The organism is Halopiger xanaduensis SH-6, assembly GCF_000217715.1.
In the GTDB taxonomy this organism is placed as follows: Archaea; Halobacteriota; Halobacteria; order Halobacteriales; family Natrialbaceae; genus Halopiger; species Halopiger xanaduensis.
Genome location: NC_015658.1, coordinates 171,334 through 197,257, shown reverse-complemented (window position 1 = coordinate 197,257; position 25,924 = coordinate 171,334). Strand labels below are relative to the sequence as shown.

Below are 25,924 nucleotides of genomic sequence, written 5' to 3'. Positions count from 1 at the left end.
GAATTCTGCTGCGACCGGCATAAATCTCGGCGCTCTCGCAGCGTCGGCTCGAAGGCTGTGCGGCGACGAATCGGCCGCGGCTGCGGTTTGATCGGCGTCGAACGGATACGGCGAAATCGGCTATGCCGGATCGAACGGCCGCTCGAGACGCAGCAGTTCCGCGCCGTCGACGTCGGTGACGACGAGCGGGTCGACGGACTCGAGTTGCGGGGCCTGCTCCCACCGCTCGTCGGCCCCGTCGCGAGCCGCCGTCGCCGCCGTCACCAGCCAGTGGGTACCGGGCTCGTGCTCGCCGACGAGCGTCGGGACAGTCGTTCGCGAGTGGCAGACGTTCGTGTTCGGTTCCGGATCCGCCGCCTCGCCCTCGCGTCGCTCGTACCCGTCGGCGTTCGCTCGGAGGTCGCGAACCCCGCTCGTGCCGCCGGGCGTCAGACACCACGCACGTCCCGTACCCGTCCGGTGCTCGTGGTTTTCCGGCCGGTCGTCATCACCCTTCGGCAGTGCGAACCCGCCTTCGGCGCTGCGGAGCGGTCGATCGCTCTCGAGTCGGTGCACCCGAACGTGCCACGGCGACGCGGGCGCGAGCCAGGTATCGACGCGGACGTCGTTCCAGGGCGTCCACCGCGAGTAGAGCGTTCCGTCTCGAACGGCAGTTTCCTCGACCGACTCTCGGATTCGGTACTCGCGGCCCGCCTCGCTCAGCGCCAGCGCGCTGTCGTGGCCCGCACCCTCGAGTCCGGGGCGGCGACCCCGAACGCCGAAGCCGAACTCGATCGAGTAGGCGAACTTGGTGTATTTCTCGCGATAGTGGGTCGACTGACCGGCGGCGAGCGCGTAGTGATGGTCGGCGGTCCGGTCCCGGCAAACGATCAACTCCGGTTCCGGCTGGACGGTTCGTTCGGGAAGCTCCGGAAGCGGCTCCGGGTCTGCCTGCCAGAACGGATGGTCGGACTCGAGCGCGAGCGGGAGGAACGCCTTCAGCGCCCAGTAGGGCGAACTGGGGGAGTTGTACGGCTCGCTCGTCTTCAGCGTCGAGTACCGGTAGCCGACCGAGAGGGCGCCGCCGTCGGTGAAGATCGGTTGCTCGAGCCACCACCGGAGGTTGCGCAGCCACAGCCCCTTGATCTGGCTCCAGGGGAGCGCCTCGCAGTCTGCAAACGCGAGCGCGCCCCAGAACGCCGCCTGCGCGAATCGGTAGGTGAGGCTCCGACCGTAAGGGAGCGCGGCACCGTCCTCGCGGAACCAGTGGCGAAATTCCGGGGCGAACTCGGCGGCTCGCTCGCGGAAGCGATCGGCCCGCTCGTCGTCACCGTCGGCCAGCGCCGCGTAGATGAGGCCGTAGGCGTGCATCGCCCAGGGGATGTAGTAATCGCGCGCGCTCTCTTCGGGCGGTCCGTCGGCGTACCAGCCCTCGGTCGCGGCGAAGGACTCGAGGCGATCGAGCGTCTCCTCGGATAGCTCGCGGTCGTACGCTTCGTCCACGCCATCGAGGCCAAGGTGAACGAGTATCCGGAAGAACAGCCAGTTACAGTCGTGCAGCGACGCGTCGTCGACCTGCCGGAGGTACGCCGCGACGCGGTCTTTCGCCTCCGGGTCGAGAGGGTCCCAGAGCCGGTCGGGAGCGAGCGCGAGGCCGAAGCCGATCGCGGCCGTCTCGACGTGCTTTTGGGAGTAATCGCCCGCGGATCCCCAGTATTCCGGATGGTTCGGGTCCGTGCCGTTTCGCAGCCCTTCGCGGATCCGCTCCCAGCCGTCGAACTCGCCGCCGCCAGCGGCGAGCGGGACGAGTCCCCACAGCGGCCGCGAGAAGCCTTCGAGTTCCGCCGCGGTGTCCGGAAACCAGGCGCCCGTCTCACTCGGCTTCAGGCGGGCGCCGCCGGGACTACGATGTGTCTCGAGCGGTTCGACCAGCTGTCGGACCGCGCGCTGCACGTCGGCGCGGGTCTCCAGCGGATTGTCTGTAACGGCGTTCATACCGGCCGACTCTCGAGGCGAACAGTTAATTCTTCCGCGCCGTTCAATCACGAGCGCCCATCGTCAGGACTCGAGCGTCCAGAGCCAACGCCCGGCACGAAACGGTCGATACAGCGAGTTCTCACTCTCCCTCGCTGCCGCTCTCGTCAGAATCGTGTTTCAAAACGATATCCGCACCTTCATCGGCGTCAATCGCGTTGGCATCGCCTTCGCTCTCGTCGACGTCGAATTCGGCTAACGAGACGCGCAAGTCGTCGGCCATCTCGGTCAGCGAGCGCGTCCCCGAAGAGACCTCCGAGATCGAGGCCGTCTGTTCCTCGACGGCAGCTGCGACGTTCTCCGTTTCGGACTCCGTTTCAGAACTGATCTCGGTGGCCTCGTCGACCATGGTGACGACCCGTTCGCTCGCTCGAGCCTGCTCGTCGGTCGCCTCGTCGATCGACTGAATACTGTCGTTCGCCGTCTCGACCTGGTCGGCGATCGCGTCGATCGCGTCGATGCCGTCCTCGACGACGTCGACGCCGTCATCGACTTGCTCGCGCATGCGGTCGATCTCCACGACGGTTTCTTCGACCGACGCCTGGACCGCGTCGATTAACGCGTCGACTTCCTGCGTCGCTTCGCCAGTCTCCTCGGCGAGGCTCTTGACCTCGTTCGCGACGACGGCGAATCCGTCGCCTTCTTCGCCGGCGCCTGCTGCCTCGATCGAGGCGTTCAGCGCCAGCAAGTTCGTCTGGCCGGCGATGTCGTCGATCAGATCGACGATGTCGCCGATCTCGCCCATCTCCGATTCTAACTGGCCGACTTGCTCGGTGATCGCTTCGGCGCGATCCTCGAGCCGTTTCATCTCGGCGCGAATTTCAATGCTCGCTTCGCTGGCGTCGTCGGCGCGGTCGGCGGCCGCCGCGGAGACGGTTGCGACGTCGCCGGCGGTGGAGGCGATCTCCTCGACGGTCGCCGAGAGGTCGTTCATCTCGCCGTAGACCGCCTGGAACCGCTCGCTCTGGTCGGACGCGGCGGACGCGATCTCCTCGGTCGACCGGCCTACCTCGTCGCTGGCCCGTTCGATCTCGCTGACGCGCTCGGTGACGTCCGCGCTGGTTCGGTCGACGTCCTCGGCGAGCGTTTGGATGTCGACGATCGTCCCCTCGATATCCTCGAGCATCTCGTTGAACGCGGTCGCGATTTCGGCCAGCGCGTCGTTGTCGACGTCCTCGTCGAGCCGCTGGGTGAGGTCGCCCTCGGCGGCCTTCGACATGACGTCGCCGAACTCGGCGGCCTTCTGCTCGAGACGATCGGCGAGTCGTTCGGCCTCGCGGCGGGCCTCGGCGGCGTCCGCCTGCGCGGTCTCGGCTTCGGTCTTGGAGCGTTCGAGATCCGCGATCGACTGCTCGAGATCGGCGCGCATCGTCGCGAGCGAGTCGCCGAGCTTCCCGGGAACGTCGGCCTCGAGAACCGGATCGTCGAACTCCTGTCGGGCGATCGCGTCGGCCTGGTCGGCTGCGGTCTCGAGGTAGTCGCGGGTGTCGGCGAACGCCCCGCGAACGCGGCCGACTTCGTCGATCCGGTCGTCGTCGCTGATCGAGATCGCCGTGTCGCCGTTCGAGAGCGCGCGGGCGTTGGTCGCGAGGTCGGTCATCGCGGCGGCCGTCGATCGACCGAGCGTCGCCCCGACGACCAGAAAGCCGGCGATCGCGATCGCGATCAACAGGAGCAACGACGTGGCGACGCTGTCGGCGAGCGCGTAGGCGGTCGATTGCGGCGCGCGGGAGACGACGACCCAGTCGGTCTCGCCGACCGTCGCGTAGGAGAGTACGCTGTCCGTCGACTGGTGTTCGAATATTCCGGCCCCGGCGTCGCCGTCCGGGAGTTCGGCGCCGGCGTATCCCAGTCCGGACGCGAGGATCGCACTCTCGTTTTCGGCGTACACGGTCGTCTCGGCGGACGCGTCGAAGACTCGGATTTCCTCCTCGTCGACGGTACCGTCGAACAAGTACGCGACGTCGGCGATGTCGACCTCGATCATCACCGCACGGTCGTCGGAGCCGGCGATCGGCGAGATGAACGCGAGCAGCTTCTCGCCGTTCCGTTCGTACACGTCGGTGAACCCGCCGGCAAACTCCCGGCTGTCTATCTCGTCATAGGCGAGTTCGGTGGTAGCGGCACCGCTGCGATCGTATACTTGCACGTCGAGATTGGCGATCCGTTCGCCGTTCATCTGTGAGTTCGTACTTCGAACGACCTCCTTCGACCCCAAATCGAAATAGTGGACCCCCTGTGACTCGGCGGGGAGCGTCCGTCGATGCTTTCGTAATTCGCTGCCGATTTTCGCTTCGGAGCCGTTGACGAACTCTTTGGAGCGCGTTATCGTATTGGCCGTCATCTCGTAGTCGGAGATCCATCCCTCAAACTCGTCGGCGTTGTGGGCCGTATTGTCCTCCATCTCCGCCTGCACGTCGCGAGTGATCTGACTCGTGATGTCCAGATAAAAATACGCAGACGACGCGATTAACAGAATCGCGATGATCGTGATGACGACGCCAAATTTCACCAGATATCGGCTCCGCACTCGATCCGGAAGGAGCCCCTTCCCGGGTAGTCTCTCCCGTACGCGGGCCCACAGCTCGTCCTGAACCATGACATTAATTTTTTATCACATGTAATGTTTGTTATGGCCAAACAAACACCACTGCTCTCAGCAGTATCCTGCCGGAGAACGAAAATCGGTGTTTGAGACTGACGACGGCCCGAGTATTGCCGTCTCGTTTAGGTCTGTGACGTACTAAACGGAGTCGACTTGCGCTGCGGCGAACCCGTCAGCACCGTTTCCTCCTCACTCGAGCGTGAATTGATACGTCCCGGATTCGACGTCGACGACGATCGATCCGTCCCCGCGCTGTACGTCCGAGACGCCGTCGGGTAATGACGAGGCGACTGGCGTCACGCCGACTCGGTCGGTCTCGGCGTCGGACGGAAGCGAAATCGAGGCGGTCGCGTTCCACGGCACCGTCACTTCGAGGTCGCATTTCCCGTCCGATCTGGACCAGGCAACCTCGACGCGGCCGCGTTCGGTCGGGACTCGACCCGACGCGTGCTCGAGGTGGCCGATCGCCGGCCGAATCTCGAGGTGGGACCCCTCCCTATCGGCGAGACGGACGCCGAGCAGGGCCCGCTGGATACTCACGAGCACCGGCGCACCCATCGCGTGGGACTCGCTGCGGTTTTGCCGTTCGTCGGTCGGCAGCTCCGGATCGCGACAGTGCCAGGTCTCCCAGGTGAACGTCCCGCCCTGCGCGAGGATGTTCGCCCAACCGTCGTCCTCGGCGTTCGTGAGCAGTTCGATCAGCGCGTCGGTTCGATCCGCCGCTTCGAGCGCCTCGAGTAGCCGCGGGACCATCATCGGTCCCATCTGCATGCCCATCTCGGCGATGTGGTCGGCGACCCCGTCGATCGCGTCGTCGGGGACGAGTCCGAACGCGAGCGCGAACGCGTTGGCGTGCTGGGAGCGACCCTCGCTGGCGTCGGTCGCGTCGCAGCCGTCGACGAACAGGTCGCCGTCGAACAGGTGTGCTCCGATTGCGGCCTCGAGCGCCCGCTTTCGGTCGCGGTACGTCTCGACCTCCTCGTCGGGCCGCTCGAGGGCATCCGCGATGGCCGCCGCTTTGTCGAACGCGTTGGCGCCGAGGATATTGACCGTCGTTCGGGCGGGCCAGTCGCGGTCGTAGCCGTAGCGCATCTCCGGCGGCCAGTCGACGATCCCCTCCTCGTAGGGGCCGCCCTCGCCGCCCGAGAGTTCGGTGACGAGACCGGTCTCGTCGTCGACGTGCTCGGCAACGTAGTCGGCAACCGCCTGTACCACCGGGTAGGCCGTCTCGAGGATCGCTCGGTCGCCCGACTCGCGGTAGTACTGCCAGACCCAGTCGGGGAACCCTTCGGTGAAATCGGGGATGTCGCGCTTGCCGTCGCCGTTGGGGTAGACGGCGCTCAGCCGTCCCTCTTCTTCCCAGTAGCGGTAGTGCGACCGGACGAACTCCCGAATCGCCTGTCGCGTCAGCGCTCGTTCGCCGAACGCGCGCCGCGAGACCGCCGAGATGTTCAACGCGTCCATGAGGAACTGTCCCTTCTCGCGGGTCGGCGTGTCGATGAACTGCTCCTGGCTGCCGTACAGCGCCGAGTGGCGCGCGAGTTCGAAGACCTCCTCGAGGGTCTCGTCCGAGCACGCAAATGTCGCCGCGCGCTCGTCTGGTACCTCGTTGTGGAGCGCCCGCAGCGACACCTGATCAGCACTGAACTCCTCGCCGGGCGACTCGAGCTGCAGATAGCGGACGCCGAGGTAGTTGAACGGCCGGAACGTACACGCGCCGTCGCGTTGCACGTACGCGTAGCGCATGTCGGTCCACTGGGTTCCCTCCTGCTCGTGGACGGTTCCGTCTTCGCGCAGGTGATAGCCCGCTCGCATCCCGACGCGGTGGCCGGCGGTGCCGTCCGCGAACCGAAGCTCCGGGAGGCCGGTGTAGACCCGCCCGAAGTCCACGACGTACGTCTCGTCGTCGACCTGCGTGATCGATTCGGGCTCGATCTCCCGACTGACGACCTCGCGGTTCTGCGCGATGAGTCGCTCCCAGGGATCGGTCGGATGCTCGCCGACGACGCCGGCCGCCGTCCAGTCGGTATCGTCGAAGTCGGGTTCAGCCCAGCCGCGAGGTTCGTCGCGTCCGTCGACGAGTTCGACCGCCTCGCCGATTTCGTCGTTTCGCAGCGGCGCGTCCTCGTCCCACTCGGCCTCGCGGAGCCGCCAGGAATCGTCGGTGACGATCGTCTGCTCGCTTCCGTCGGCAAGGTCGATCTCGAGTTGACAGATGAAGCCGGGCTCGGCGGTCGGCCGGCCCTGGCCCTCGCCCTGCCACGTGAACAGCGCGCCGACGGCGTTTTCGCCCGCCTCGAGCGCGTCGGTCAGGTCGACGGTCTTGTAGTAGTGGTAGTCGGGGTAGGAAAACGACTGGCCGCGGTCGACCCGCTCGCCGTTGACCGACAGTTCGTACTGGTGGCAGGCGGCGACCGACGCACGAGCCCGCTCGACGTCGGCGTCGTCGGGCAGCGCGAACTCGCGGCGGGCGTAGGTGAACTGGCCGCGTTCGAAGTCGTCGACGGCGTCGACGTCGACTTCCTCGGGTCGCCGAATCCAGTTTGCCTCCCAATCATCAGCCTCGAGCAGGCCCGTGCCCCACATCGCGGGCTCGCTCCACGCGCCGGCCTCGTCGTCGTCCCAGACGCGGACTTTCCAGTAGTAGTCCGTTCCGGCCTCGAGGGGTGGCCCGTCGTAGGTGACAGACGGCGTCTCGCTCTCGCGCTTACCCGTATCCCAAACGTCGCCCTCGTCGTCGGCGAGGCGGTCGCGGCTCGAGGTCACGAGCACGCGGTAGGCCGTCTGAGCCGCGCCGCGACGGTCGGTGTCGACTCGCCAGCGAAGGTCCGGATTCCGCTCGTCGATGCCCAGCGGGGTCCGGACGAACTCGGTTCTCAGGTCTGTTGGTTGCATCCGCGTCATCTCTTGCACCGCGGTTGGTCGCGGACCCAGTAATAGGTGCCGACGTGTCAGATCCGGTGCTCGAGAATCCGGAATTCAATCATGAGTGAGAACGACTAAGCACGAGCGCCCGGGAGTCGTTCGCATGGCCGACCCAGGAGCACGTATTTCGATCGGCGAGTACCTTGATCCCGAGGCCAACCTCGCAACCGAAGCATTCCAGAATGCCATCGACGCCTGCGCTGACGCGGGCGGCGGCACGGTCGTCGTGCCGAGCGGCGAGTACGAAATCGGCACGATCAACCTCCGGAGTCACGTCACGCTCTCGCTCGAGGCGGGGGCAACCGTGTACGCCGCGCGGGAGCAGTCGGCGTACGGCGACGCGTACGGCCCGGACGGCGAGCGACCGTTCGTACGCGCCGAAGACGTCGAGAACGTCACGATCACGGGTCGGGGCGTCTTCGACGGTCGCGGAACCGACTTTCACGAGATGGACGACCCGTTGCGCGGCCACTCCGGCGAGAGCGACCACCACCCGCTCATCGCGAACGCCCCGCACGAGGCGCGGCAGGGCGAGGACTATCTCGATCCCTCGCTTGGCACCGAGGAGTGGCCGCGGGCGAAATCAGCGTTCCGCCCGGGGCCGATGTTCCTCCTCGAGGACGCGACGAACGTGCGGTTCGAGGGCGTGACGCTGCGAGACATGCCGGCGTGGACGATCAGCCTGCACGACTGCGACGACGTCGTTGTCTGCGGCGTCACGATCGACAACCACATGCGGATTCCGAACTGCGACGGGATCTCGATCATGAACTCGCGCGACGTCCGTATCTCGGACTGCTCGATCCGCTCGTGCGACGACTCGATCACGATCGGGACGCGCGCGGAAGGCGAGGACCCGACGGCCGGCATTACCGTCACCAACTGCACGCTGGCCTCGGCCGCCTGCGCGATCAAGTTCGGCTCGGAAACTCACGCTCCGATCCGCGATTGCGTCTTCGAGAACTGCGTGGTTCGCGACTCGAACCGCGGCCTCGGCATCCAGCACCGGGACGCGGGCGACCTCGAGAACGTCCTCTTTTCGAACATCGTGGTCGAGACCGGCCTGCTACCGGGGCCGTGGTGGGGCAAAGCCGAACCGATCTACGTGACGTCAGTGCCCCGAACCGAGGAGACGAACCTCGGACGGATCCGCAACGTCCGATTCTCGAATATCGTCGCCCGAAGCGAGAACGGGGCGCTCGTCTACGCCCACGAAGACGCCGACGTGGCCGCCGTCTCCCTCGAGAACGTCCGCATCGAGATCGAGGACAGTCCGTACGCCGACCGCGTCGGCGGGAACGTCGACCTCCAGCCGACGGCCGTCGAAGCGCCGATCGCCGAACGCGAGATCGCCGGCGTGGACTGCGAGGGAGTCCGCGACCTCGAGTTGCGCGGGATCGACCTCGAGTGGGGAACCGACCTGCCCGCGTACTACGCCAACGGAATCCGGTGTACCGACATCCGAAATCTGGAGATAGAGGGGTTCAGCGGACGACAGGCGCACGAAGATGCCGCCGACGCGGCCGTCGCACTCCAGGACGTCCGGACGGTCTCGATCAGGAACTCGCGCGCTCGAGCGGGAGCGGGGACGTTCTGCTCGCTCGAGGGGACTGAAGACGAGCGCCTGTTCGCGGGCAACGATCTGGTCGATGCCGGGACTGCGATTGACGCCGATGGTGAGCACGGTTTCAGCGAGTACGGCAACGTTCCGCCGGCCCAGTAGCTTTCGGATTTATTAGGAGTATCGGTAATCGTACTCGCTTATCTCTTTCGTCTATTTTCATTAATTATAAATACTATTTCCTGATAGAGCGACTGTGGCACGTGATAGCTTGTCAGAGGCTAGTGAGAGGCACGGGCACGAAGACAGCGGGCTGTCGCTGACGCGCCGGACCGCACTCGGCTTGCTCGGCGTCGGTACCGTCGGGGCAGCGATGACCGGTTCAGCCGCGGCGGATCACGGCGACGGCAAGAACCGCGGCAAAAACGCGCGGCCGTGGAATCAGGATATCGACGCGCAGGACCACGACCTGTTCAATCTCCACGCGCTCGAGGTCGACCACGTCTACGCGGCGGCCAGAGATGCGGACGTGATCGTCTGGAAGGACGAGGAGGGGATCTTCCACGCCGACAATCGCGAGGAGACCGTGGCCAGCGGCGAGGACGTCCTCGAGGTGACCCAGTCTGCGGTCGACAGCCTCACGGACGGGCGCGACTGGATGGAGAAAGTCGCGGTCGTCTCGCCGAGCACCGTCGGGCCGGTCCACGGCGACGGGGATATCGGCGAATACGATCCGTCGGACCAGTTCGCGGGAATCGAACTGCCGAGCTACACCGCGCTGGACGTACCGGCGCGAATGCGCGTCGAGGACGAGGGCGATCAGGCGATGGTCATTCCAGTCATGGCCGCCGACGCGGAACACGTCGAAATCCCGAATCTGCACGTCGTCGGCAACCCGCGGTTCGGCATGTTCCTCCAGAGCGTGCGGAACCTCCGACTCGGCAACATTAGCATCGAGATGACCGGCTCGGACCCGCGCGGCAACATCGGCGTGCGGATCGACGGCTTCGCACACGGCCGCGGCGAGGACACCGTCCGCTGTAAAGACGTCCAGGTCGACACCGTCTACGTCGAGAACTCGGGCGGCCACGCCTTCGAAACCTACGCCGTCGACCGCATCCAAGTCGGCGACGTCATCGCGAACGGCGTGGAATCGGGCTGTGGCGTCCTGCTCAACGACACGACCGACGCGACGGTCAATTCGGTGGTCGGAAAGGAGATCGACCCCGGCGGCGGCTACGCCGGCTTCCGCGTCGCCAACGGCACCCACGACGTGACCTGCGATCAGGTCGTCGTCCGCGGCGGCGCTCGCGGCGTCTTCGGCGTCTCGGGCTCGCACAACATCACCGTCGGCGAGGTGAACATTTCCGAGATGGACGTCTGCGGGATCTTCATCGAGGACAACCAGAACTTCACGGTCGAGGGCGGGGTCGTCGCGAACTGCGACGGCGAAGCCGTCCGCATTCACTCGCGGGACGACTTCGGACACGATCCCACGAACGGCGTCACGATCTCTAACCTCCGGACGTACGACGACCGCGAGGAGGGCGAGCGCGAGCAATCGTACGGCATTCACGTCTCCGGCGGGCAGACCTCGAACGTCCGGATCGTCAACTGCGACGTCCGCGAGGGCGGGACGGAGGAGAACATCCGCGTCGCCGCCGACGAAACGATCCTCGAGAACAACCACGGCGGCGGGCTCGACCTGGGCACCGTCACCCTCGAGGGTGGCGCAGATCCGGCCGCAACCGTCCAGGGCGTCAGTTCGTTCGAGTACCAGCAGCCGTCGCTGCGGGCCGACCCCGTCGACGCGACCGGCGCGACGTTCGCCTACGATCACTACTTCCTGTGGAACGACGGCCGCGGGGAGTGGGATCTCGTCTTCGAGTGGAAGCACGACCCCAGCCGGGACGTCGACGTCCAGTACGTCGTCGACAATCCGCGGGCGAACCTCGGCACCGGCGACGCCGGTCAGGAGATCGATCTGGTCGACGACCTCGAGCCCGGAACGTACCGAATCACCGCCCAACTCAACGGCGACGACATCGTGATGAGCGTCGACGACGAGGACGGACTGACCGACGGCGCGAACGTCTACAACGAGACGATCGGCGAAGCGACCAACCAGCAGTGGGTTGTCACCGAACCCGAAGACGGCGTCTACCGCATCGCCGCCGCCGGCGACGAGAATCTGGTGCTCGAGGCCGCGGACGGCGGCACGGACACGGGGACGAACCTCGAGCTCGGCACCTGGGAGGACGCGGACTACCAGAAATTCGCGGCCGTCCCGCGAAGCGAGGAGGCCTACACGCTCGAGCCGACCCACGCCGACCTCGCCGCCGACGTCTGGGAGGTCGATCCGGAGCCGGGCGCCGACATTCGGCACTGGAACCCGAGCGGCGGTAACAACCAGCTGTTCAAATTCGTGGAGAGCGATTCCTGAGCGACGACACCAGCCGCGGCCGCTGCCGTATTTTTCGTGCGATCACCGCGTGAGCCGAGCCGGGATAGTTAACACCCCCCGCGATAACAACAGTCGTAGTTGCCGATGACACCGACAGATACGATCGCGCAGGGACCCAGAGCGGGAAGCACCTGGCCCGCCGAGTGGGAGGAGTACGACGACCCACACACGGGCGCCCGAGTGACGCGCCTGACGAACCACCCCGACGACGACCTCCACCTCTACTTCACCGAGGACGGTTGGTACGACGACGGCCGCCGGCTGCTGTTTCGCAGCGACCGGACGGGGAGCCGACAGCTGTTCTCGATCGACCTCGAGTCGGGGCTGATCACGCAAGTCACGGCGCTCGAGGGATTTCAGGGCCAAACCTCGATTCACCATGAGACCTCGGACGCGTACTTCTGGGTCGACGACAACCTAGTCCGGTTCGATCTCGAGCGCCTCGAAGTGACGGACGTCCTCTACGAGGCGCCCGAGGGGTACGAAGGCGGATCGATGGACGTCAACGCCGACGGGACCGTCGTCTACGCGGCGGTCGTTGAGGCGGACATGGACCTCCCAGGCGAAAAGCCGTGGATGGACGAGATGATGGAAGCGCGGCCGCACACGAGGATTCTCGCCGTGCCGATCGACGGGGACGGCGACCCCGAACTGATACACGAGGAAGACCGCTGGGTGAGCAGCCACGTCAACGCCTCGCCGACCCGACCCGAGCTCTTCACGTTCTGCCAGGAGGGGCCGTGGGACGGCGTCGAACACCGGATCTGGGTGGCCGATACCGAATCCGGCGACATCTGGAAGGTCCGCGAGGTCCCCGAAAATGCCGGCATCGGCCACGAGTATTGGATGACCGACGGCGAGCGGATCGGTTACCACGGCTCGATGCGCGATCCGCAGGGCCGCGATCAGGTGGACGAGCCGGAGCCGTTCATCGGCAGCGTCCGCTACGACGACACCGACCGCCGCGAAACCGATCTTCCGGACGAGGTGTACGCGCTGACCCACACCCACGCGAACTCGCCCGAATTGCTCGTCTGCGACGGCTCCTTTACGGGACTTCCCTACAACATCCTCTACCGGTGGAACGAGGACGCGGGCGAGTACGAGGGCCCGCGCGCCCTCGCAACCGTCGACTGGAACCCCGAGAGTCCCCACCCCCACTCGCGGTTCAGCCCGGACGGCTCGCAGGTCGTGTTCGATTCGGACCGGTACGACGGCTCGAGCAACATCTACCTCGTCGACGTCCCGGACTTCGAGTCGCTGCCGGAATACGAGCCCTCGGAGTGGGACTGAGCGACGAAACCTACCTTCGGTACGGTAGTCGAACTGGGGGGAAGATAGTCGTTCCCGGCGGTTGGACTAAAACGTATCTCGGAGCCGTTCGCCGACGTCGTCGGGGACTTCGATCACGTCGCCGTGGCGAAGCCCGTCGGGAAAGTCCATCATCGAGTCGCAGACCTCCCAGTGTCGGGCGTCGTCGCTGCGAGACGCGCCGTAGCGGCCCTCGACGAAGCGGTCGTAGAGCATGAGCCACTCCTCGCCGTTGTGGAACACGGTCGGACCTTCCACGGGGGACGGCGTCACTGGGTCCATCACGTCGCCGAACGGCCCGCCCCCACTGGGTGCCGTCGCGAGGCGAACGTCCTTGTGGTCGGTGTCGACGGTGTTCTCGCCGCGTTCGTCCTTGAACGCCATCAGGTACTCGTCGTCGACGCGGACCACACAGGCGTCGATGACATTGTATCCGGGATCGAAGAGCGTAGCCGGCGCGCTGTAGGTCTCGAAATCCGCCGTCGAGCACGTCCAGATCCGGTGATCGCGGACCGCCGTCGCGTCGCTCGGATCGACCGTCGACGACCAGACGAGACGGTAGACCCCGACCCCCCGATCGTAAAAACACTCCGGCGCCCACGCGTTCCGGACGCCGGGGACGCCCTCCATCACCGGAATCAGTTCGGGATCGGACCACTCGATCAGATCGCCGGAGGTCGCGTGGACGACGTTCTCGCTTTGCCATCCGTCCGTTCCGAGCAGGTGATAGGTGCCGTTTCGATCTTCGATCAGGAACGGATCGCGGATACTCTCGGCGCCGACGTCGCTTCGGAGCACCGCGTCGCCGCCGTTTATCGGCTCCCACTCGTAACCGTCGTCGCTAACCGCGTAGTGCAGCGCCTCCGAGTCGGTCCGAAAGTGAGCGAGTACGAACACGCAGATAGCGTCGCGGATGAACGGGTTAACTGTTCGGGTCTCGCAGCGTCACTCCGTCGGTCGAGGCGACGGATCGAACCCTGGGTGTCGGCTATCACTCAGCGTAGGCGTCGCGAGCGCAGGTCAGCCACCCGTCCTCGAGTCCCAGTTCGGCGACTTGCAGCGCCGTCTGTCGGGCCCGGCCGGTGTCATCGAGCTGTGCGTGGGGTTCGTCCGTCGACTGGTGGACGTGGTAAAGGACGTAGGCGTCGCCGTCGACGACGAACGCATCGGGGTGGCCGCCCTGCCAGTCGTCGCCGGGTCGCGAGCCGGGGTCGTCGAGCAATCGTCCCTCCTGTCGCGTCCACTCGTCGCCGTCCGGCGACCGCCAGACGCTGAGCCCGTCCCACGAGTCCGCCAGCAGCCAGTAGTACTCCTTCCACTCGAAGACGATCGGCGCCTCGTGGGGCGGCTCCTCGAGCGTCGGTTCCGATTCCGGCGCCCACGACGTGAGATCCTCGCTGTCGGCGGTGACGGTGACGGCCTCCTGGTCGTGCTTGTACCACATTCGCCACGTGCCGTCGTCCAGCCGGTGGACGTCCGGATCGATGACGCGGTCGTGCTCGAGGTCGCAGACGCCCTCGAACGTCCACCCCTCGAGGGCGAGCCGGTCGTTCGTGAAGTGGACGATGTCGCGGGGCCGGTCCCAGTCCGAGGGGATACCGGTGATATAGCTCACGAAAAGGTGGTAGGTGCCGTCGTGGTGGACGATCTCCGGCGCCCAGTAGGTGTTGTGTCCGGGTTCGATCGACAGCTCGAGGGTGCCCCGATAGAGCCACGACCGGCCGCCGTCGTCGGAGGTGGCGATACCGATATCGCTCCCGTGGATCCAGCCTTTGTCTGCAGTGCCCACGTTCGCGCGCCGCTGCGTGTAGCAGATCCACCACTCCTCAAGTTCCGGATTCCACATGATTGACGGATCCGCCGCGCCGTCGAAGACCGGATCGCGAAACAGCGGTGCGGGCGCGTCTTCGATCACGAACGACGGACTGGACTCGTCGGGAAGCGGGTTCCACGTCATGCGTCTCGAGGGCCGATTCTCGCCGCGATCACATACGTGTGCCGGAGCTTGCGGCTCGAGTCGACCCGTCAGTAGATCGCGTGCCCGCCGTCGACGTAGAGCATGTGGCCGGTGACGAACGACGCGTCGTCGCTGGCCAGGTAGAGGTAGGAGCCGGCGATCTCGTCCGGCGACGCCCGCCGGCCCATCGGATTTTGCTTTTGAAACGCCGACCGGTCGGTAGTCGAGCCGTCGTTTTCGGTGCTGATCTGCGTCGCGACGGGGCCGGGAGCGACGGCGTTGACGCGAATATCGTACTCGGTGCACTCGAGGGCCGCGACGCGGGTGAGCATCATGATCGCCGCTTTCGAGGGATCGTAGGCGGCGTGGCCGACCTGCGCGTACTCGGAACTGATCGAGGCGGTGTTGATGATCGACCCGGAAACGCCGCGGTCGGCCATATCGGCGGCGGCCGCCTGACAGCCCGCGAAGACGCTTCGAGCGTTCGTCTCGTAGACCGTATCGAACGTTTCGACGTCGAGATCCAGCAGCGAGCCACCCCGAAAGATCCCCGCGTTGTTCACCATGACGTCGACGCCGCCGAACTCGCGGGCCGCCTCGACGAGCGCCTCGAGATCCGCCGAGTCGGAGACGTCCGTCTGGACGAATCGAGCCTCGCCGCCGTCGCGTTCGATTCGTTCATGCGTCGGCGCGCGGTCGTCGTCACCTTTCGGCGATTCGCGGATGTCGGCGACGAGGACCGTTGCTCCGGCGTCGCCGAACCGCCGGGCGACCGCTCGGCCGATACCCGAACTACCGCCCGTCACGATGACCGTCTCGCCGGCAAAATCGTACTCGCTCGAGCCCATACCGGTTCTGCGGGAGACAATTCCTTAGCTGTACCGCCCACTGTCGAGCGATTCCTTGCCAATCGATTGTCCGGTGGGGGCGGACGGATTCGAATCAATCGTACGCGCTTCTTCCGGCGGTCGACCTAGCGAACGTGGCGCGTAGCACGGACACGAGCACCGATCTATGGTAGATAGTCTCGTTTCTGCCCGAGTTACGTCCGCCATTACCAGAACCCCCGACCGACATATATTACAAGCGTACTTGTGTAATCGTCTGACGGGGTACGAACGCGACTACCGTTCGAAGTGACTGAATTCCCGTCGAACAGCACCGATCGGGGGAATCGATGGGAGTGTGACCACTGTCATGAATTATCCAGCACTGTCCGTTGTCACCGGACGGTTGCCGCATACGAGGTTCTCCTCAGCGGGCGAAAACCTCCGGGCGCAATCTACGGTCCGAACTCGACTCCGAACGGCAGGGTCGGCACTCGACGATCGATTCGACAGCGAGCGGAGAACCGTAGCGAGTAGCGAACCGATACCGGAACCGAAGCCGAAGCCCGCGTTACTGGAACTGCGGCATGACTTCGTCGGCGAACAGTTCCATCCCGTCGGTCTCCGGGAAGTCGATGAACCAGCCCTGGAACTTCGTGACGCCGGCCTCGATCCGGCGTTCGATCGCCTCGGCGCACTCCTCGGGCGTTCCCATGATGAAGAACTCGCGAGCGTCTTCCTCGGTCTCGATCGGCGCCTGATCCTGGTACTCCTCTTCGAACTGAATCGGCGTCATCAGGTCGATCAGCGACTCGAGTTTCTCCTCGTCGCGGGTGCAGATGACGTGACCGTCCCAGGAGTACTCGATCTCGTCGGGGTCGCGGCCGACCGTCTCACAGTGGTCCTCGATGACTCCGATCTTGTGCTCGAGGGTGTCGACATCGCCGTTGAAGACGTCGGTGTTCCAGACGTCGGCGTGTTTGGCGACGAGTTTCAGCGTCACCTGTTCGCCTTGGCCGCCGACCAGGATCGGCGGGTGAGGATCCTGGACGGGACCGGGGTCGCAGTAGGCGTCCTCGATCTGGTAGCGCTCGCCTTCGAAGGTCGCGCCCTCGCCGACGTCGCTCGCCCACATCTCCTTCATCAGCCGGATGCCCTCGTCGAGGCGCATCAGCCGCTCGAAGCCGTCGCGGTACTCCCAGCCGTAGGCGTCGTACTCGGGCTCGTGCCAGCCCGCACCGAGGCCGAGCTCGAGGCGGCCGTCGGAGATGACGTCCAGCGTCGCGGCCATCTTCGCGACTAAGGCGGGGTTTCGGTAGTCGTTACAGAGCACGAGCGAGCCGAGATTGATGTCGTCGGTGAACCCGGCCATCGCTGACAGCAGCGTCCAGACCTCGTACTCGGCGTGGTCGCGCCCGAGCATGAGGTGGTCGGGCGCCCACGCGGCGTCGAAGCCCAGTTCCTCGGCTTTCAGGATGCCCTCCTTCGTCGTCTCCCAGTCCAGTCGCTCGTAGCGGGGCGTATCGCGGTGTACCGGCTCGTCGTCGCCCTCGTCCGGCGCGCCGGCGAACACCGGCACGTTGTACTCGAATGTGATGTCGTCGGACATGGCTCACTCCACGGCGAAGTGCTCGAGCGCCTCGTGGTTCAGCTGCGTACTGATGCCGGGTTCGTCGGGGAGCGGGATCGACCCGTCCTCGGGGGAAGGCGGGTTCTCGAAGATGGCGTCGGCGTAGGTCGACTCCTGCTCCTCCTGCTGCTCCTCGAACCACTCGGGCGTCGGGAAGTACTCCGCCATCGGCATGTTCGTGTGCGCCGCGATGGCGTGCAGCGTCGGGTTCGTACCGGCGTGGGGGATCACGGGGACGTCGTGCACTTCGGCCATGTCGGCGACCTTCATCATCTCGGTAATGCCGCCGACGCGACCGACGTCGGGCTGCAGGATGTCGACGGCTTCGGCCTCGAGAAGGTCCTCGTGGCCCCAGCGGGTGAACTCGTGCTCGCCGCCGGAGATCGGCATCGGCGCGGCCTCGCGGACCTCGGCGTAGCCGTCGATGTCGTCGGCGATGACCGGCTCTTCGACCCACGCCATGTCGTAGGGCTCGAGGCGGTCGAGCATCTTCTTTGCGTAGCGGACCGACCAGCCCATGTAGGCGTCGGCCGCGATCTCGAGTTCGTCGCCGACGGCGTCGCGGACCGTCTTGACGATCTCCTCGTTTTTCTTCATCCCCGAGCGGCCGGCCTCGGGTCCGTGGAGGAAGCGCAGCTTCACCGCGTCGAAGCCCTCCTCGGCGTACTGGATGGCCTCGCGCTCGAGTTTCTCCATGTCGACGGGGTGGAGGTTCGACGCGTAGGCGGGGATCTCGTCGGTAGTGGGACCGCCGAGCAGTTCGTAGACCGGTTTGTCGGCTTCCTTGCCCGCGATGTCCCACAGGGCCTGGTCGACCGCGCTGATCGCCATGACGGCGACGCCCTTCCGACCGAACGGCAGCGTCGCGCGGTACATCTGTTCCCAGAGTTTCTCGCGCTGGGTGGGGTCTTCGCCCATCACGATCTTCGAGAGCGTCTCCTCGACGACGGTGGCGATGGCGCCGCTTCCCCAGTTCCCGACGCCGACGCCGGTGATGCCGGCGTCCGTCTCGATCTCGACGACGACGTCGCCGACAGGACCCATCCATTTGCGGCGGGCCTGCGGGTTCTCGCCGTCGACGTTGCGATACTCGTCGTACTTCGACATGATCGTCACGAGCGGGAACTCGATGAACTCGCCCCACGACTCGTTGCTGATCTTGGTTGCACTGACGTCTGTGATTTCCATCGTCTTTCCTCGTAGGTGCCACTGCTTTCGGCAGCGATAAAATCCTTTCCACTGACCGGATCGTACCGTCGTCTGTCCGCCTGTGAAGCTTTGTTCGCGTACTCGTCCCGACGTCGCCCTCTCGAGTGCGAACAATCACGCGAGAACTGGACCACTTTAACGGTCGTCCTCGGTTACATCGAACGCGATGTCGAACCTGGTGCCCTCTGCGAACGATCCTGCATTCCCTTCCGGAGAGCGTAAAGTTATATGTGACTGGGTTACAAACCACCAATAGCTCGACCAGAGCGAGAGGTAACTCCAGCATGAAGGCTATAGTTCACACCGGACCCAGATCTATCGAAATCCGCGAACGAGAAAAACCGACGGTCGCCGCCGACGAAGTGCTCGTCCAAGTCAACTCCGCAGGCCTGTGCGGCAGCGACGCCCACGCCTATACGTACGAAGACGGCTACGAGTGGATCCCGCTGCCCCGCATTATGGGCCACGAGTACTCCGGCGAGGTCGTCGAGGTCGGCGCCGACGTCACCGATTTCGACGTCGGCGACCACGTCGTCGAAGAACCGATTCACGACTGCGGCTCGTGTTTTCAGTGCAAAAACGGCCAGCCCAACGTCTGCCAGAACTTCGAGATCACGGGGATGCACAACGACGGTGCGTACACCGAGTACACGACCGTCAAACCCAAAGACTTGCACCACATCCCCGACAGCGTCCCGCTCAGACAGGCCAGCATCACCGAGCCGCTGAGCATCGCGACGCGAGCGGTGTTCGACCAGTCGACCGTCACGCCCGGCGACCTCGTCCTCGTCGAAGGCCCCGGCCCGATCGGCGTCCTGGTCGCGGCCGTCGCCGACTCGATGGGCGCGAACGTCGTCGTCTCGGGGCTCGGCAAGGACACCGAGTACCGACTGCCGCTCGTCGAACGGCTCGGCATCGACACGATCGACGTCGAGAACGACGATCTCGAGGCGCTCGTCGACGCGAAGGCCGACGGCGGCGGCTTCGACGTCGTCTTCGATACGACCGGCCACAAGACGGGCGTCGAAATGGGCGTCGAGCACGTCCGCAAGGGCGGCCAGGTCGTCGTCGTCGGGCTTCCCGGCGCGCCGAGCGAACTGTTCATGACGCCGGTCGTCCGCGGCGAAATCATGGTAAACACGTCGTACGGTTCGACCTGGCAGAATTTCGAGCAGGCGATCCGCCTGCTGGATAGCGGCGAAATCGACGCGGACAAAATCATCGATACCTCCTACAGCGTCGACGAACCGACTGCGGCGTTCGAAGCGTTCCTCGAGTCCGAGACCTGCAAACCGGTCTTTTCGTTCTCGGACTTATAGTGCGCATCGGACGGTGCGATTCCCGTAGCGCCGGCCGCGGACCGGGATATCACCGTCGTCGGGCATCGCTCTCGAGACGTTCTGCGACACAACGTTTAGTAGCGCTCGACGCGTCGCATTTCGTATACGATGGTGCTGGATACCCACACGCACGCGTGGACGCGACCGAATCGAGAGCACCCCTGGGTCAACGGCCCGCTCGTGGAGACCGTCGACGAGTTTTCCGTCGACACCGTCTACGACGCCGACGCGCTGCACGCGGACATGGACGCGATCGGCGTCGACGAGGCCGTCGTCGTCGGTTACCCGATCTGCGAGTGGACCGACAACTGGTACACCGTAGAGTGCGCCGCCGAGTACGACGACCTCTACGGCATCGTCATGCTCGATCAGTTCGCCGACGATGCGGCCGACCAGTTGCGGTCGTGCATGGCGACCGACGGCGTCCTCGGCTTCCGACTCGGGGCGATCTGTCCCTACGATCGGATGTGGGAAACCTTCGACCCGAGCGTAACGTGGCTCGAGGACGCGATCGACGAGCCCGAGTTCTGGGACGCCGCTCGCGAAACCGACGCGCTGGTTCAACTCCTCGCCCACCACGACCAGCTGGATCAGGTCGTCGACCTGATCGAGACGTACCCCGATCTCAGCTACGCGCTCGATCACTTCTGTCACGCCGGTCCCGATACGGATCCCGACGAGGTGTTCGCGCCGCTCGAGACCCTCGCCGCTGACGAGTACGACGTCGCCGTGAAAATCTCGGAGATCGTCCACCGCTCCGAGGAGGAGTTCCCCTACGCCGACATGCACGACCACGTCCGCTGGCTCCTCGAGACGTTCGGCCGCGAACGGGTCGTCTGGGGCTCGGACTTCCCGAACGTCAGCGACGAGGCCGGTTACGAGGAGAGTCTGCAGTGGCTCGAGCACGTCGAGTTCCTCTCGCAGAAAGATCGAGAGTGGCTCACCGAGCGGTCGTTCACGGATCTGGCGGGGATCTAACCGCTACCCGTTCGCCGAATCGGTACCGCGCTACTCTTCCGTGCCGACGACCGGATTCTCGAGCGTGCCGATGCCCTCGATTTCGGCTTCGACGGTGTCGCCCGGCGAGAGGAGTTCCGGCGGATCGCGGAAGATACCGACGCCGCCGGGCGTGCCGGTCGAGATGACCGTCCCCGGCTGCAGCGTCGTGAAGTTGCTGATGTACTCGACGACCTCGCCGACGTCGAAGATGAACTCCGCGGTCGTCGACTCCTGCTTGACCTCGCCGTTGAGGCGCAGTTCGACCTCGAGATCGTTGGGGTCGACGGCGTCGGGGCTCGTCAGGGCGGGCCCCATCGGCGCGAACGTGTCGTAGCTCTTCCCGCGGAAGAACTGGCCGTCCTCGAACTGGGCGTCGCGCGCGCTGACGTCGTCGATGACGGTGTAGCCCGCGATGTATTCCTCGGCCTCCTCGGCCGAGACCTCGCAGGCGGTGCGGCCGATGACGATTCCCAGTTCGACTTCGTAGTCGACCTGCTCGACGTCGTCGGGGTGGACGATCGGCGCACCGGGGTCGGTGACCGTCGACGGCGACTTCGCGAACAGCATGGGTTTCTTGGGAATCTCCTCGTCCTGCTCCTCGGCGTGGTCGTGGTAGTTCAGACCGACGCAGATAATCTGGTCGACCGCCGACGACGGCACCGGCGCGAGCCGGTCCTCGGGGTCGTCGATTTCGGGAAGTTCTCCCGTCTCGACGGCGCGACGGATTCGGCGTCGGTATCCCGGCGACGCGAGTTCCTCGAGGGACGGCTCGCCGAACCGGGTCAGATCGTACGTCTGGTCGTCGACCGTTACGCCCCAACGGACGCTACCGTCGGTCGCGAATCGAACGAATTGCATCGTCTCGAACTTTCCAGCCTGACGCTTGAATCTTTCTCTCGGTCGGCGCCTCCGCCGGCGGATCACCGGCAAGTCACTGCAGCGAGCGGCACCCGGTTACTAGGATGAACAATTATACTGTTTGACCTGAAACGGTATGGTATGTCCTATCAGGTAGCAGTGATCGGAACTGGGACGGAACCGGACGACCCCGGACGCGACGGGTACGCCATGGCGTATCACCACGCGGAGGGATACGAGAAACACGATCGGTGCGAGCTCGTCGCCTGCGCCGATATCGTCCCCGAAAACGCCGCGGCGTTCGCGGCCGAATACGGGATCGACGACGAGAACGTCTTCGAGGACTACGAAGTGATGCTCGAGACGGTCGACCCCGACATCGTTTCGCTGTGCGTTCCGCCGGTGATCCACGCGTCGATCGCGATCGACTGCTGCCGAGCGGGCGTCGACGCGGTCCACTGCGAGAAACCGATGGCCCAGACCTACGGCGGCGCGCGCATGATGGCCCAGGAAGCCGCCCGTCACGACGTCCAGATGACGTTCAATCACCAGCGCCGGTTCAGCGACGCCGTCCGGACCGCAAAACGACTCCTCGACGACGGCGAGATCGGCGAGTTAGAGCGCGTCGAGTTCTCGGCGCCGGTCGGCATCTTCGACTACGGGAGTCACTCGTTCGACCTCTGTAACTACTTCAACGACGAGGTACCCGCCGACTGGGTGATGGGCCAGATCGACTACCGCGAGGAGAACGTCCTCTTCGGCTCGCACAACGAGAACCAGGCCCTCGTCATGTGGGAGTACGAAAACGGCGTCCACGGCCTCGGAACGAGCGACAGCGCCGACGAGGGCGGTCCGACGGGTGCCGTCCGGTGCCACAACCGGCTGATCGGTACCGAGGGGACGATCGAAGTCGGGCCGGAGGGAGATGACGAGGACCTCCCCGTGTTGCGCATCCGTCGCGCCGGCGACGACGAGTGGGAAGCCGTCGAGACCGAGGACGGCCTCCACAGCTGGGAGTTCATCGACCGCGCTATCGCCGAAAACGTCCGCTGTCTCGAGGAGGACGAGGAGCCGGAACTCAGCGCGGAGAACGCCCTGAACGCGACCGAACTGATCTTCGGCGCCTGGGAGTCCGCCCGCAAGCGCGGCCGGGTCGATCTCCCCCTCGAGATCGACGACAACCCGCTCGATGCGATGGTCGAGTCGGGCGAACTGAATCCCGAGCCGATGGACGAAGCGGAGGCGGAATAGATGGCACGGATCTCGATCTGCGTCGAGATGGTCTACGACGACGAGCCGTTCGTCGATCGCATCTCGCGGGCCGCCGAGGCCGGCGCCGACGCCGTCGAGTTCTGGGGCTGGCGAGAGAAGGACCTCGAGGCGATCGGCGAGACCGCCGAGACGGACGATATCCCGATCGCCGGTTTCGTTGCCGGCGGGACGCTCACCGATCCCGACGCGGCCGACGACGCCGTCGAAACGATTCGGGAGTCGATCGCGACGGCCGCCGAGTACGACGTCCCGACGCTGATCGTCACGACCGGACAGGATCAGGACGGACTCGACCGCGAAACCCAGCGCGAGAACATCGTGGACGTGCTCTCCCGCGTCGCGTCCGACGCCGAAGACGCGGGCGTGACGCTCGTCCTCGAGCCGCTGAACACCGCCGTCGATCACCCGGGGTACTTCCTCGAGACGTCGGCCGAGGGGTTCGACATCGTCGACGACGTCGGCTCCCCGAACGTACAGCTGCTGTACGACGTCTACCACCAGCAGGTCACCGAGGGGAACGTCATCCAGACGATCACCGACAACGTCGACCGGATCGGGCACGTCCACATCGCGGACGTGCCCGGTCGGCACGAACCCGGTACCGGGGAACTCGACTACGAGAACATTATCGAGGCGATCGACGACGCCGGCTACGACGGCTACGTCGGCTGCGAGTTCTCGCCCACCGGCGACGCCGACGACGCGGTCGAGACCGTCCTCGAGTGGCGGTAGCGGCCTGCGACGGCGGGTAGCGGCTATCACCGATCGTCCGTCATCCGTCACCTACGATCGACGGGCGGACCAACCTGAACGCCAACGTTTTTGTACGTCAGCGTCAGTCACGGTACCATGCACCACCTCGGCAGTACAGCGACGACTGCGTCGACCGCGCGAACGGACGTCACGATCGGCTACGTCGGCGGCGGGAGTCAGGGCTGGGCCCACACGTTTATCAACGACATTCTTCAGTGTCAGGACGTCTCAGGGCAGGTCAGGCTCTACGACGTCGATTACGAGGCCGCCCAGCGCAACGCCGAACTCGGGAACGCGCTCGGAAGCCGCGAGGAGGCCGTCAGCGACTGGACGTTCGAGGCCGCCGAAACCCTCGCGGCGGCGCTCGAGGACGCCGATTTCGTCATCTGTTCGACCCAAGATCCGCCCGAGGAGACGTTCGTCCACGACATCGACGTCCCCCAGGAGTACGGCATCTACCAGACGGTCGCCGACACCTGCGGCCCGGGCGGCGCGGTCCGCGCGCTGCGGTCGATCCCGCAGTACCGCGAGATCGCGGCGACGGTCCGCGAACAGTGCCCCGACGCCTGGGTGTTCAACTACACGAACCCGATGACCGTCTGCACCCGAGCGCTCTACGAAGAGTACCCCGACATCAACGCCATCGGACTCTGTCACGAGGTCTTCCACATCCAGCAGCTGCTCGCCGAGATCGCCGAGAAGTACGTCGACGACGCCGAGAATGTCGCCGGCAGCGAGATCGACGTTAACGTCAAAGGCATCAACCACTTCACGTGGATTGATGAGGCCTACTGGCGTGATCACGACGTCTTCCAGTACCTCGACGCGGAACTCGAGGAGCGCAAGCCGCTCCCGAGTTTCGAGCCCGGCGATCTCGAGGGCGAGGATTACTGGATCAACCACCACGAGGTCGCGTTCGACCTCTACGACAAGTTCGGCCTTCTGGGCGCCGCCGGCGACCGCCACCTCGTGGAGTTCGTCCCGTGGTATCTCTCGATCGACGAACCCGCTGAGATCCAGCGCTGGGGGATCCGCCTGACGCCCAGTTCCGCCCGCGTCAGCGACAGCGACGGACCGGCGAAGATGGACAAGTACATGGCCCATCCTGAGGAGTTTGACTTCACCTCCTCCGGCGAGGAAGCCGTCGATATCATCCGTGCGCTACTGGGTCTCGAGCCCCTGAAGACCAACGTCAACTACCCCAACGTCGGCCAGACGCCGGACCTCCCCGACGGTGCAGTCGTCGAGACGAACGTCCTCATCACCGGCGCCGGCGTCAAGCCGATCACCGCCGGTACGCTTCCTCGAGAAGTCCGCAACATGGTCACGACGACGATCCACAACCAGGAGACGCTCGTCGAAGCGGGCTTCACCGGCGATCTCGATCTCGCGTTCGAGGCGTTCCTCAACGAGCCGCTCGTGACGATTCCCCGCGAGGAGGCTCGAGAACTGTTCGCCGAACTGATCGATATCGAGCGCGAGTATTTCGAGGACTACGATCTCGAGGGTGCGACCGTCCTCGAGAACTGAGACGGTAGCCACTCGATACGTTTGTCGACCCAGTCGGTCTCGGTATCACGTCCTAGGTGCGTGCCGGCGATGATTTTCCTCAACGCGACGCTGGCGGCGTAGGTCGGGCTACAGCGCCGTCGAACGGTGTTCCGCGGACGACGTGCAAACTCGTTACGACGCGGCCTCGAGTTCGAACGAGAGTTCTTCCTCGTCGCCGGCTTCGAGGCTGATCTCTTGCTCCGCGTCCTCGTATTCCTCGCTGACGATCGTAACTGTGTACGTCGTCGCTTCGATGAATTGCGGTTCCGCAACGCCGTCTTCGATCTCTTGCTCGATAGTGTACTCGATATCCGTCGCGTGATCGACTATCTCGACGGTCGCGTTCTCGCTCGAGACCGGGTCGCCGTTTTCGTCTTCGATACGAATGGTGAGGTCGGTCTCCGCTTCGCGCAGATTTGGATCGCTATCGTTGGATCCGTCGGTATCGTTACTCGTCTCGGCGTCGGCACCGTCATCGTCACCGGTACTAGCACAACCCGCGATGGCACCGACCGAACCCGTGACGAGCAGTGACGCTACCTGTCGCCGTGTAAGCGATTCGCTACGTACCATTTGCGACCGGACCTTCCGGACAGTGTCGAATAAGACTACCGGTATTCCGAATCCTTCTGCCGATATATGATATTTC

Annotated in this window: 18 protein-coding genes; 8 read left to right on the top strand and 10 right to left on the bottom strand. The window is 65.2% G+C overall.

Annotated features, from left to right (window positions below; genetic code table 11):
- Nucleotides 1–120: 120 nt before the first annotated feature.
- The 3 genes from HALXA_RS18545 to HALXA_RS18535 form a co-directional block, all read right to left on the bottom strand.
- Complete coding sequence (locus HALXA_RS18545; RefSeq protein WP_013875795.1) at nucleotides 121–1,974, bottom strand: DUF2264 domain-containing protein; 1,854 nt, start codon at nucleotides 1,972–1,974, stop codon at nucleotides 121–123.
- 121 nt (nucleotides 1,975–2,095) lie between these two features.
- Complete coding sequence (locus HALXA_RS18540) at nucleotides 2,096–4,612, bottom strand: methyl-accepting chemotaxis protein (RefSeq protein ID WP_013875794.1); 2,517 nt, start codon at nucleotides 4,610–4,612, stop codon at nucleotides 2,096–2,098.
- Nucleotides 4,613–4,807: 195 nt separating this feature from the next.
- On the bottom strand, nucleotides 4,808–7,513 hold the full coding sequence (locus HALXA_RS18535; protein ID WP_245550147.1) for a family 78 glycoside hydrolase catalytic domain: 2,706 nt from the start codon (nucleotides 7,511–7,513) through the stop codon (nucleotides 4,808–4,810).
- 133 nt (nucleotides 7,514–7,646) lie between these two features.
- Between HALXA_RS18535 and HALXA_RS18530 the strand changes: the two genes are divergently transcribed.
- The 3 genes from HALXA_RS18530 to HALXA_RS18520 all read left to right on the top strand — a co-directional run bounded on the left by HALXA_RS18530 (nucleotide 7,647) and on the right by HALXA_RS18520 (nucleotide 12,861).
- Nucleotides 7,647–9,266 carry a glycoside hydrolase family 28 protein gene (locus tag HALXA_RS18530; RefSeq protein WP_013875792.1) on the top strand — a complete coding sequence of 540 codons (1,620 nt, stop codon included), beginning with the start codon at nucleotides 7,647–7,649 and terminating at the stop codon, nucleotides 9,264–9,266.
- A 109-nt stretch (nucleotides 9,267–9,375) separates the two neighbouring features.
- Complete coding sequence (locus HALXA_RS18525; RefSeq protein WP_245550146.1) at nucleotides 9,376–11,547, top strand: RICIN domain-containing protein; 2,172 nt, start codon at nucleotides 9,376–9,378, stop codon at nucleotides 11,545–11,547.
- A 105-nt stretch (nucleotides 11,548–11,652) separates the two neighbouring features.
- Nucleotides 11,653–12,861 (top strand): oligogalacturonate lyase family protein, encoded by a 1,209-nt coding sequence (locus tag HALXA_RS18520; RefSeq protein WP_013875790.1) that lies wholly within the window; start codon nucleotides 11,653–11,655, stop codon nucleotides 12,859–12,861.
- Nucleotides 12,862–12,927: 66 nt separating this feature from the next.
- Here the strand turns inward: HALXA_RS18520 and HALXA_RS18515 are convergent, their stop codons facing one another.
- From HALXA_RS18515 to rhcD, 5 genes are all read right to left on the bottom strand, one after another.
- Nucleotides 12,928–13,776 carry a glycoside hydrolase family 43 protein gene (locus tag HALXA_RS18515; protein WP_013875789.1) on the bottom strand — a complete coding sequence of 283 codons (849 nt, stop codon included), beginning with the start codon at nucleotides 13,774–13,776 and terminating at the stop codon, nucleotides 12,928–12,930.
- A gap of 94 nt (nucleotides 13,777–13,870) precedes the next feature.
- Nucleotides 13,871–14,836 carry a family 43 glycosylhydrolase gene (locus tag HALXA_RS18510; protein WP_013875788.1) on the bottom strand — a complete coding sequence of 322 codons (966 nt, stop codon included), beginning with the start codon at nucleotides 14,834–14,836 and terminating at the stop codon, nucleotides 13,871–13,873.
- 68 nt (nucleotides 14,837–14,904) lie between these two features.
- On the bottom strand, nucleotides 14,905–15,684 hold the full coding sequence (locus tag HALXA_RS18505) for an SDR family NAD(P)-dependent oxidoreductase (protein WP_013875787.1): 780 nt from the start codon (nucleotides 15,682–15,684) through the stop codon (nucleotides 14,905–14,907).
- A 550-nt stretch (nucleotides 15,685–16,234) separates the two neighbouring features.
- Entirely contained in the window at nucleotides 16,235–17,272 is a 1,038-nt protein-coding gene (locus HALXA_RS18500) for an LLM class flavin-dependent oxidoreductase (protein ID WP_013875786.1), read from the bottom strand.
- Nucleotides 17,273–17,275: 3 nt separating this feature from the next.
- Nucleotides 17,276–18,481, bottom strand: a complete 1,206-nt coding sequence (rhcD, locus tag HALXA_RS18495; protein ID WP_013875785.1) for an L-rhamnonate dehydratase — start codon at nucleotides 18,479–18,481, stop codon at nucleotides 17,276–17,278.
- Nucleotides 18,482–18,786: 305 nt separating this feature from the next.
- On the opposite strand from rhcD, the gene HALXA_RS18490 reads away from it, so the two are divergent.
- A complete protein-coding gene (locus HALXA_RS18490) occupies nucleotides 18,787–19,821 on the top strand; it encodes a zinc-dependent alcohol dehydrogenase (protein ID WP_013875784.1) in 1,035 nt (344 codons plus the stop codon).
- Between the two features lie 132 nt (nucleotides 19,822–19,953).
- The gene (locus HALXA_RS18485; RefSeq protein ID WP_049895601.1) at nucleotides 19,954–20,820 is read left to right on the top strand and encodes an amidohydrolase family protein; all 867 of its coding nucleotides are present in this window, start codon (nucleotides 19,954–19,956) and stop codon (nucleotides 20,818–20,820) included.
- Nucleotides 20,821–20,850: 30 nt separating this feature from the next.
- Here HALXA_RS18485 and HALXA_RS18480 read toward each other — a convergent pair whose 3' ends face one another.
- Nucleotides 20,851–21,699: a fumarylacetoacetate hydrolase family protein gene (locus HALXA_RS18480; RefSeq protein WP_013875782.1), complete on the bottom strand. Its 849-nt coding sequence runs from the start codon at nucleotides 21,697–21,699 to the stop codon at nucleotides 20,851–20,853.
- A gap of 141 nt (nucleotides 21,700–21,840) precedes the next feature.
- On the opposite strand from HALXA_RS18480, the gene HALXA_RS18475 reads away from it, so the two are divergent.
- The 3 genes from HALXA_RS18475 to HALXA_RS18465 all read left to right on the top strand — a co-directional run bounded on the left by HALXA_RS18475 (nucleotide 21,841) and on the right by HALXA_RS18465 (nucleotide 25,254).
- Nucleotides 21,841–22,950: a Gfo/Idh/MocA family protein gene (locus tag HALXA_RS18475; RefSeq protein WP_013875781.1), complete on the top strand. Its 1,110-nt coding sequence runs from the start codon at nucleotides 21,841–21,843 to the stop codon at nucleotides 22,948–22,950.
- Entirely contained in the window at nucleotides 22,951–23,703 is a 753-nt protein-coding gene (locus tag HALXA_RS18470) for a hydroxypyruvate isomerase family protein (RefSeq protein WP_013875780.1), read from the top strand.
- Nucleotides 23,704–23,820: 117 nt separating this feature from the next.
- Nucleotides 23,821–25,254, top strand: a complete 1,434-nt coding sequence (locus HALXA_RS18465) for a family 4 glycosyl hydrolase (protein WP_013875779.1) — start codon at nucleotides 23,821–23,823, stop codon at nucleotides 25,252–25,254.
- A 153-nt stretch (nucleotides 25,255–25,407) separates the two neighbouring features.
- Here the strand turns inward: HALXA_RS18465 and HALXA_RS18460 are convergent, their stop codons facing one another.
- Entirely contained in the window at nucleotides 25,408–25,848 is a 441-nt protein-coding gene (locus tag HALXA_RS18460) for a PEGA domain-containing protein (RefSeq protein ID WP_013875778.1), read from the bottom strand.
- Nucleotides 25,849–25,924 lie beyond the last annotated feature (76 nt).

Bases quoted from the DNA above. Each gene is read 5' to 3' on its own strand.
- HALXA_RS18470 (WP_013875780.1), top strand. From the start codon at position 22,951: ATGGCACGGATCTCGATCTGCGTCGAGATGGTCTACGACGACGAGCCG.
- HALXA_RS18460 (WP_013875778.1), bottom strand. From the start codon at position 25,848: ATGGTACGTAGCGAATCGCTTACACGGCGACAGGTAGCGTCACTGCTC.
- HALXA_RS18475 (WP_013875781.1), top strand. From the start codon at position 21,841: ATGTCCTATCAGGTAGCAGTGATCGGAACTGGGACGGAACCGGACGAC.
- HALXA_RS18490 (WP_013875784.1), top strand. From the start codon at position 18,787: ATGAAGGCTATAGTTCACACCGGACCCAGATCTATCGAAATCCGCGAA.
- HALXA_RS18510 (WP_013875788.1), bottom strand. From the start codon at position 14,836: ATGACGTGGAACCCGCTTCCCGACGAGTCCAGTCCGTCGTTCGTGATC.
- rhcD (WP_013875785.1), bottom strand. From the start codon at position 18,481: ATGGAAATCACAGACGTCAGTGCAACCAAGATCAGCAACGAGTCGTGG.
- HALXA_RS18540 (WP_013875794.1), bottom strand. From the start codon at position 4,612: ATGGTTCAGGACGAGCTGTGGGCCCGCGTACGGGAGAGACTACCCGGG.
- HALXA_RS18480 (WP_013875782.1), bottom strand. From the start codon at position 21,699: ATGCAATTCGTTCGATTCGCGACCGACGGTAGCGTCCGTTGGGGCGTA.
- HALXA_RS18530 (WP_013875792.1), top strand. From the start codon at position 7,647: ATGGCCGACCCAGGAGCACGTATTTCGATCGGCGAGTACCTTGATCCC.
- HALXA_RS18465 (WP_013875779.1), top strand. From the start codon at position 23,821: ATGCACCACCTCGGCAGTACAGCGACGACTGCGTCGACCGCGCGAACG.
- HALXA_RS18535 (WP_245550147.1), bottom strand. From the start codon at position 7,513: ATGCAACCAACAGACCTGAGAACCGAGTTCGTCCGGACCCCGCTGGGC.
- HALXA_RS18545 (WP_013875795.1), bottom strand. From the start codon at position 1,974: ATGAACGCCGTTACAGACAATCCGCTGGAGACCCGCGCCGACGTGCAG.
- HALXA_RS18505 (WP_013875787.1), bottom strand. From the start codon at position 15,684: ATGGGCTCGAGCGAGTACGATTTTGCCGGCGAGACGGTCATCGTGACG.
- HALXA_RS18520 (WP_013875790.1), top strand. From the start codon at position 11,653: ATGACACCGACAGATACGATCGCGCAGGGACCCAGAGCGGGAAGCACC.
- HALXA_RS18500 (WP_013875786.1), bottom strand. From the start codon at position 17,272: ATGTCCGACGACATCACATTCGAGTACAACGTGCCGGTGTTCGCCGGC.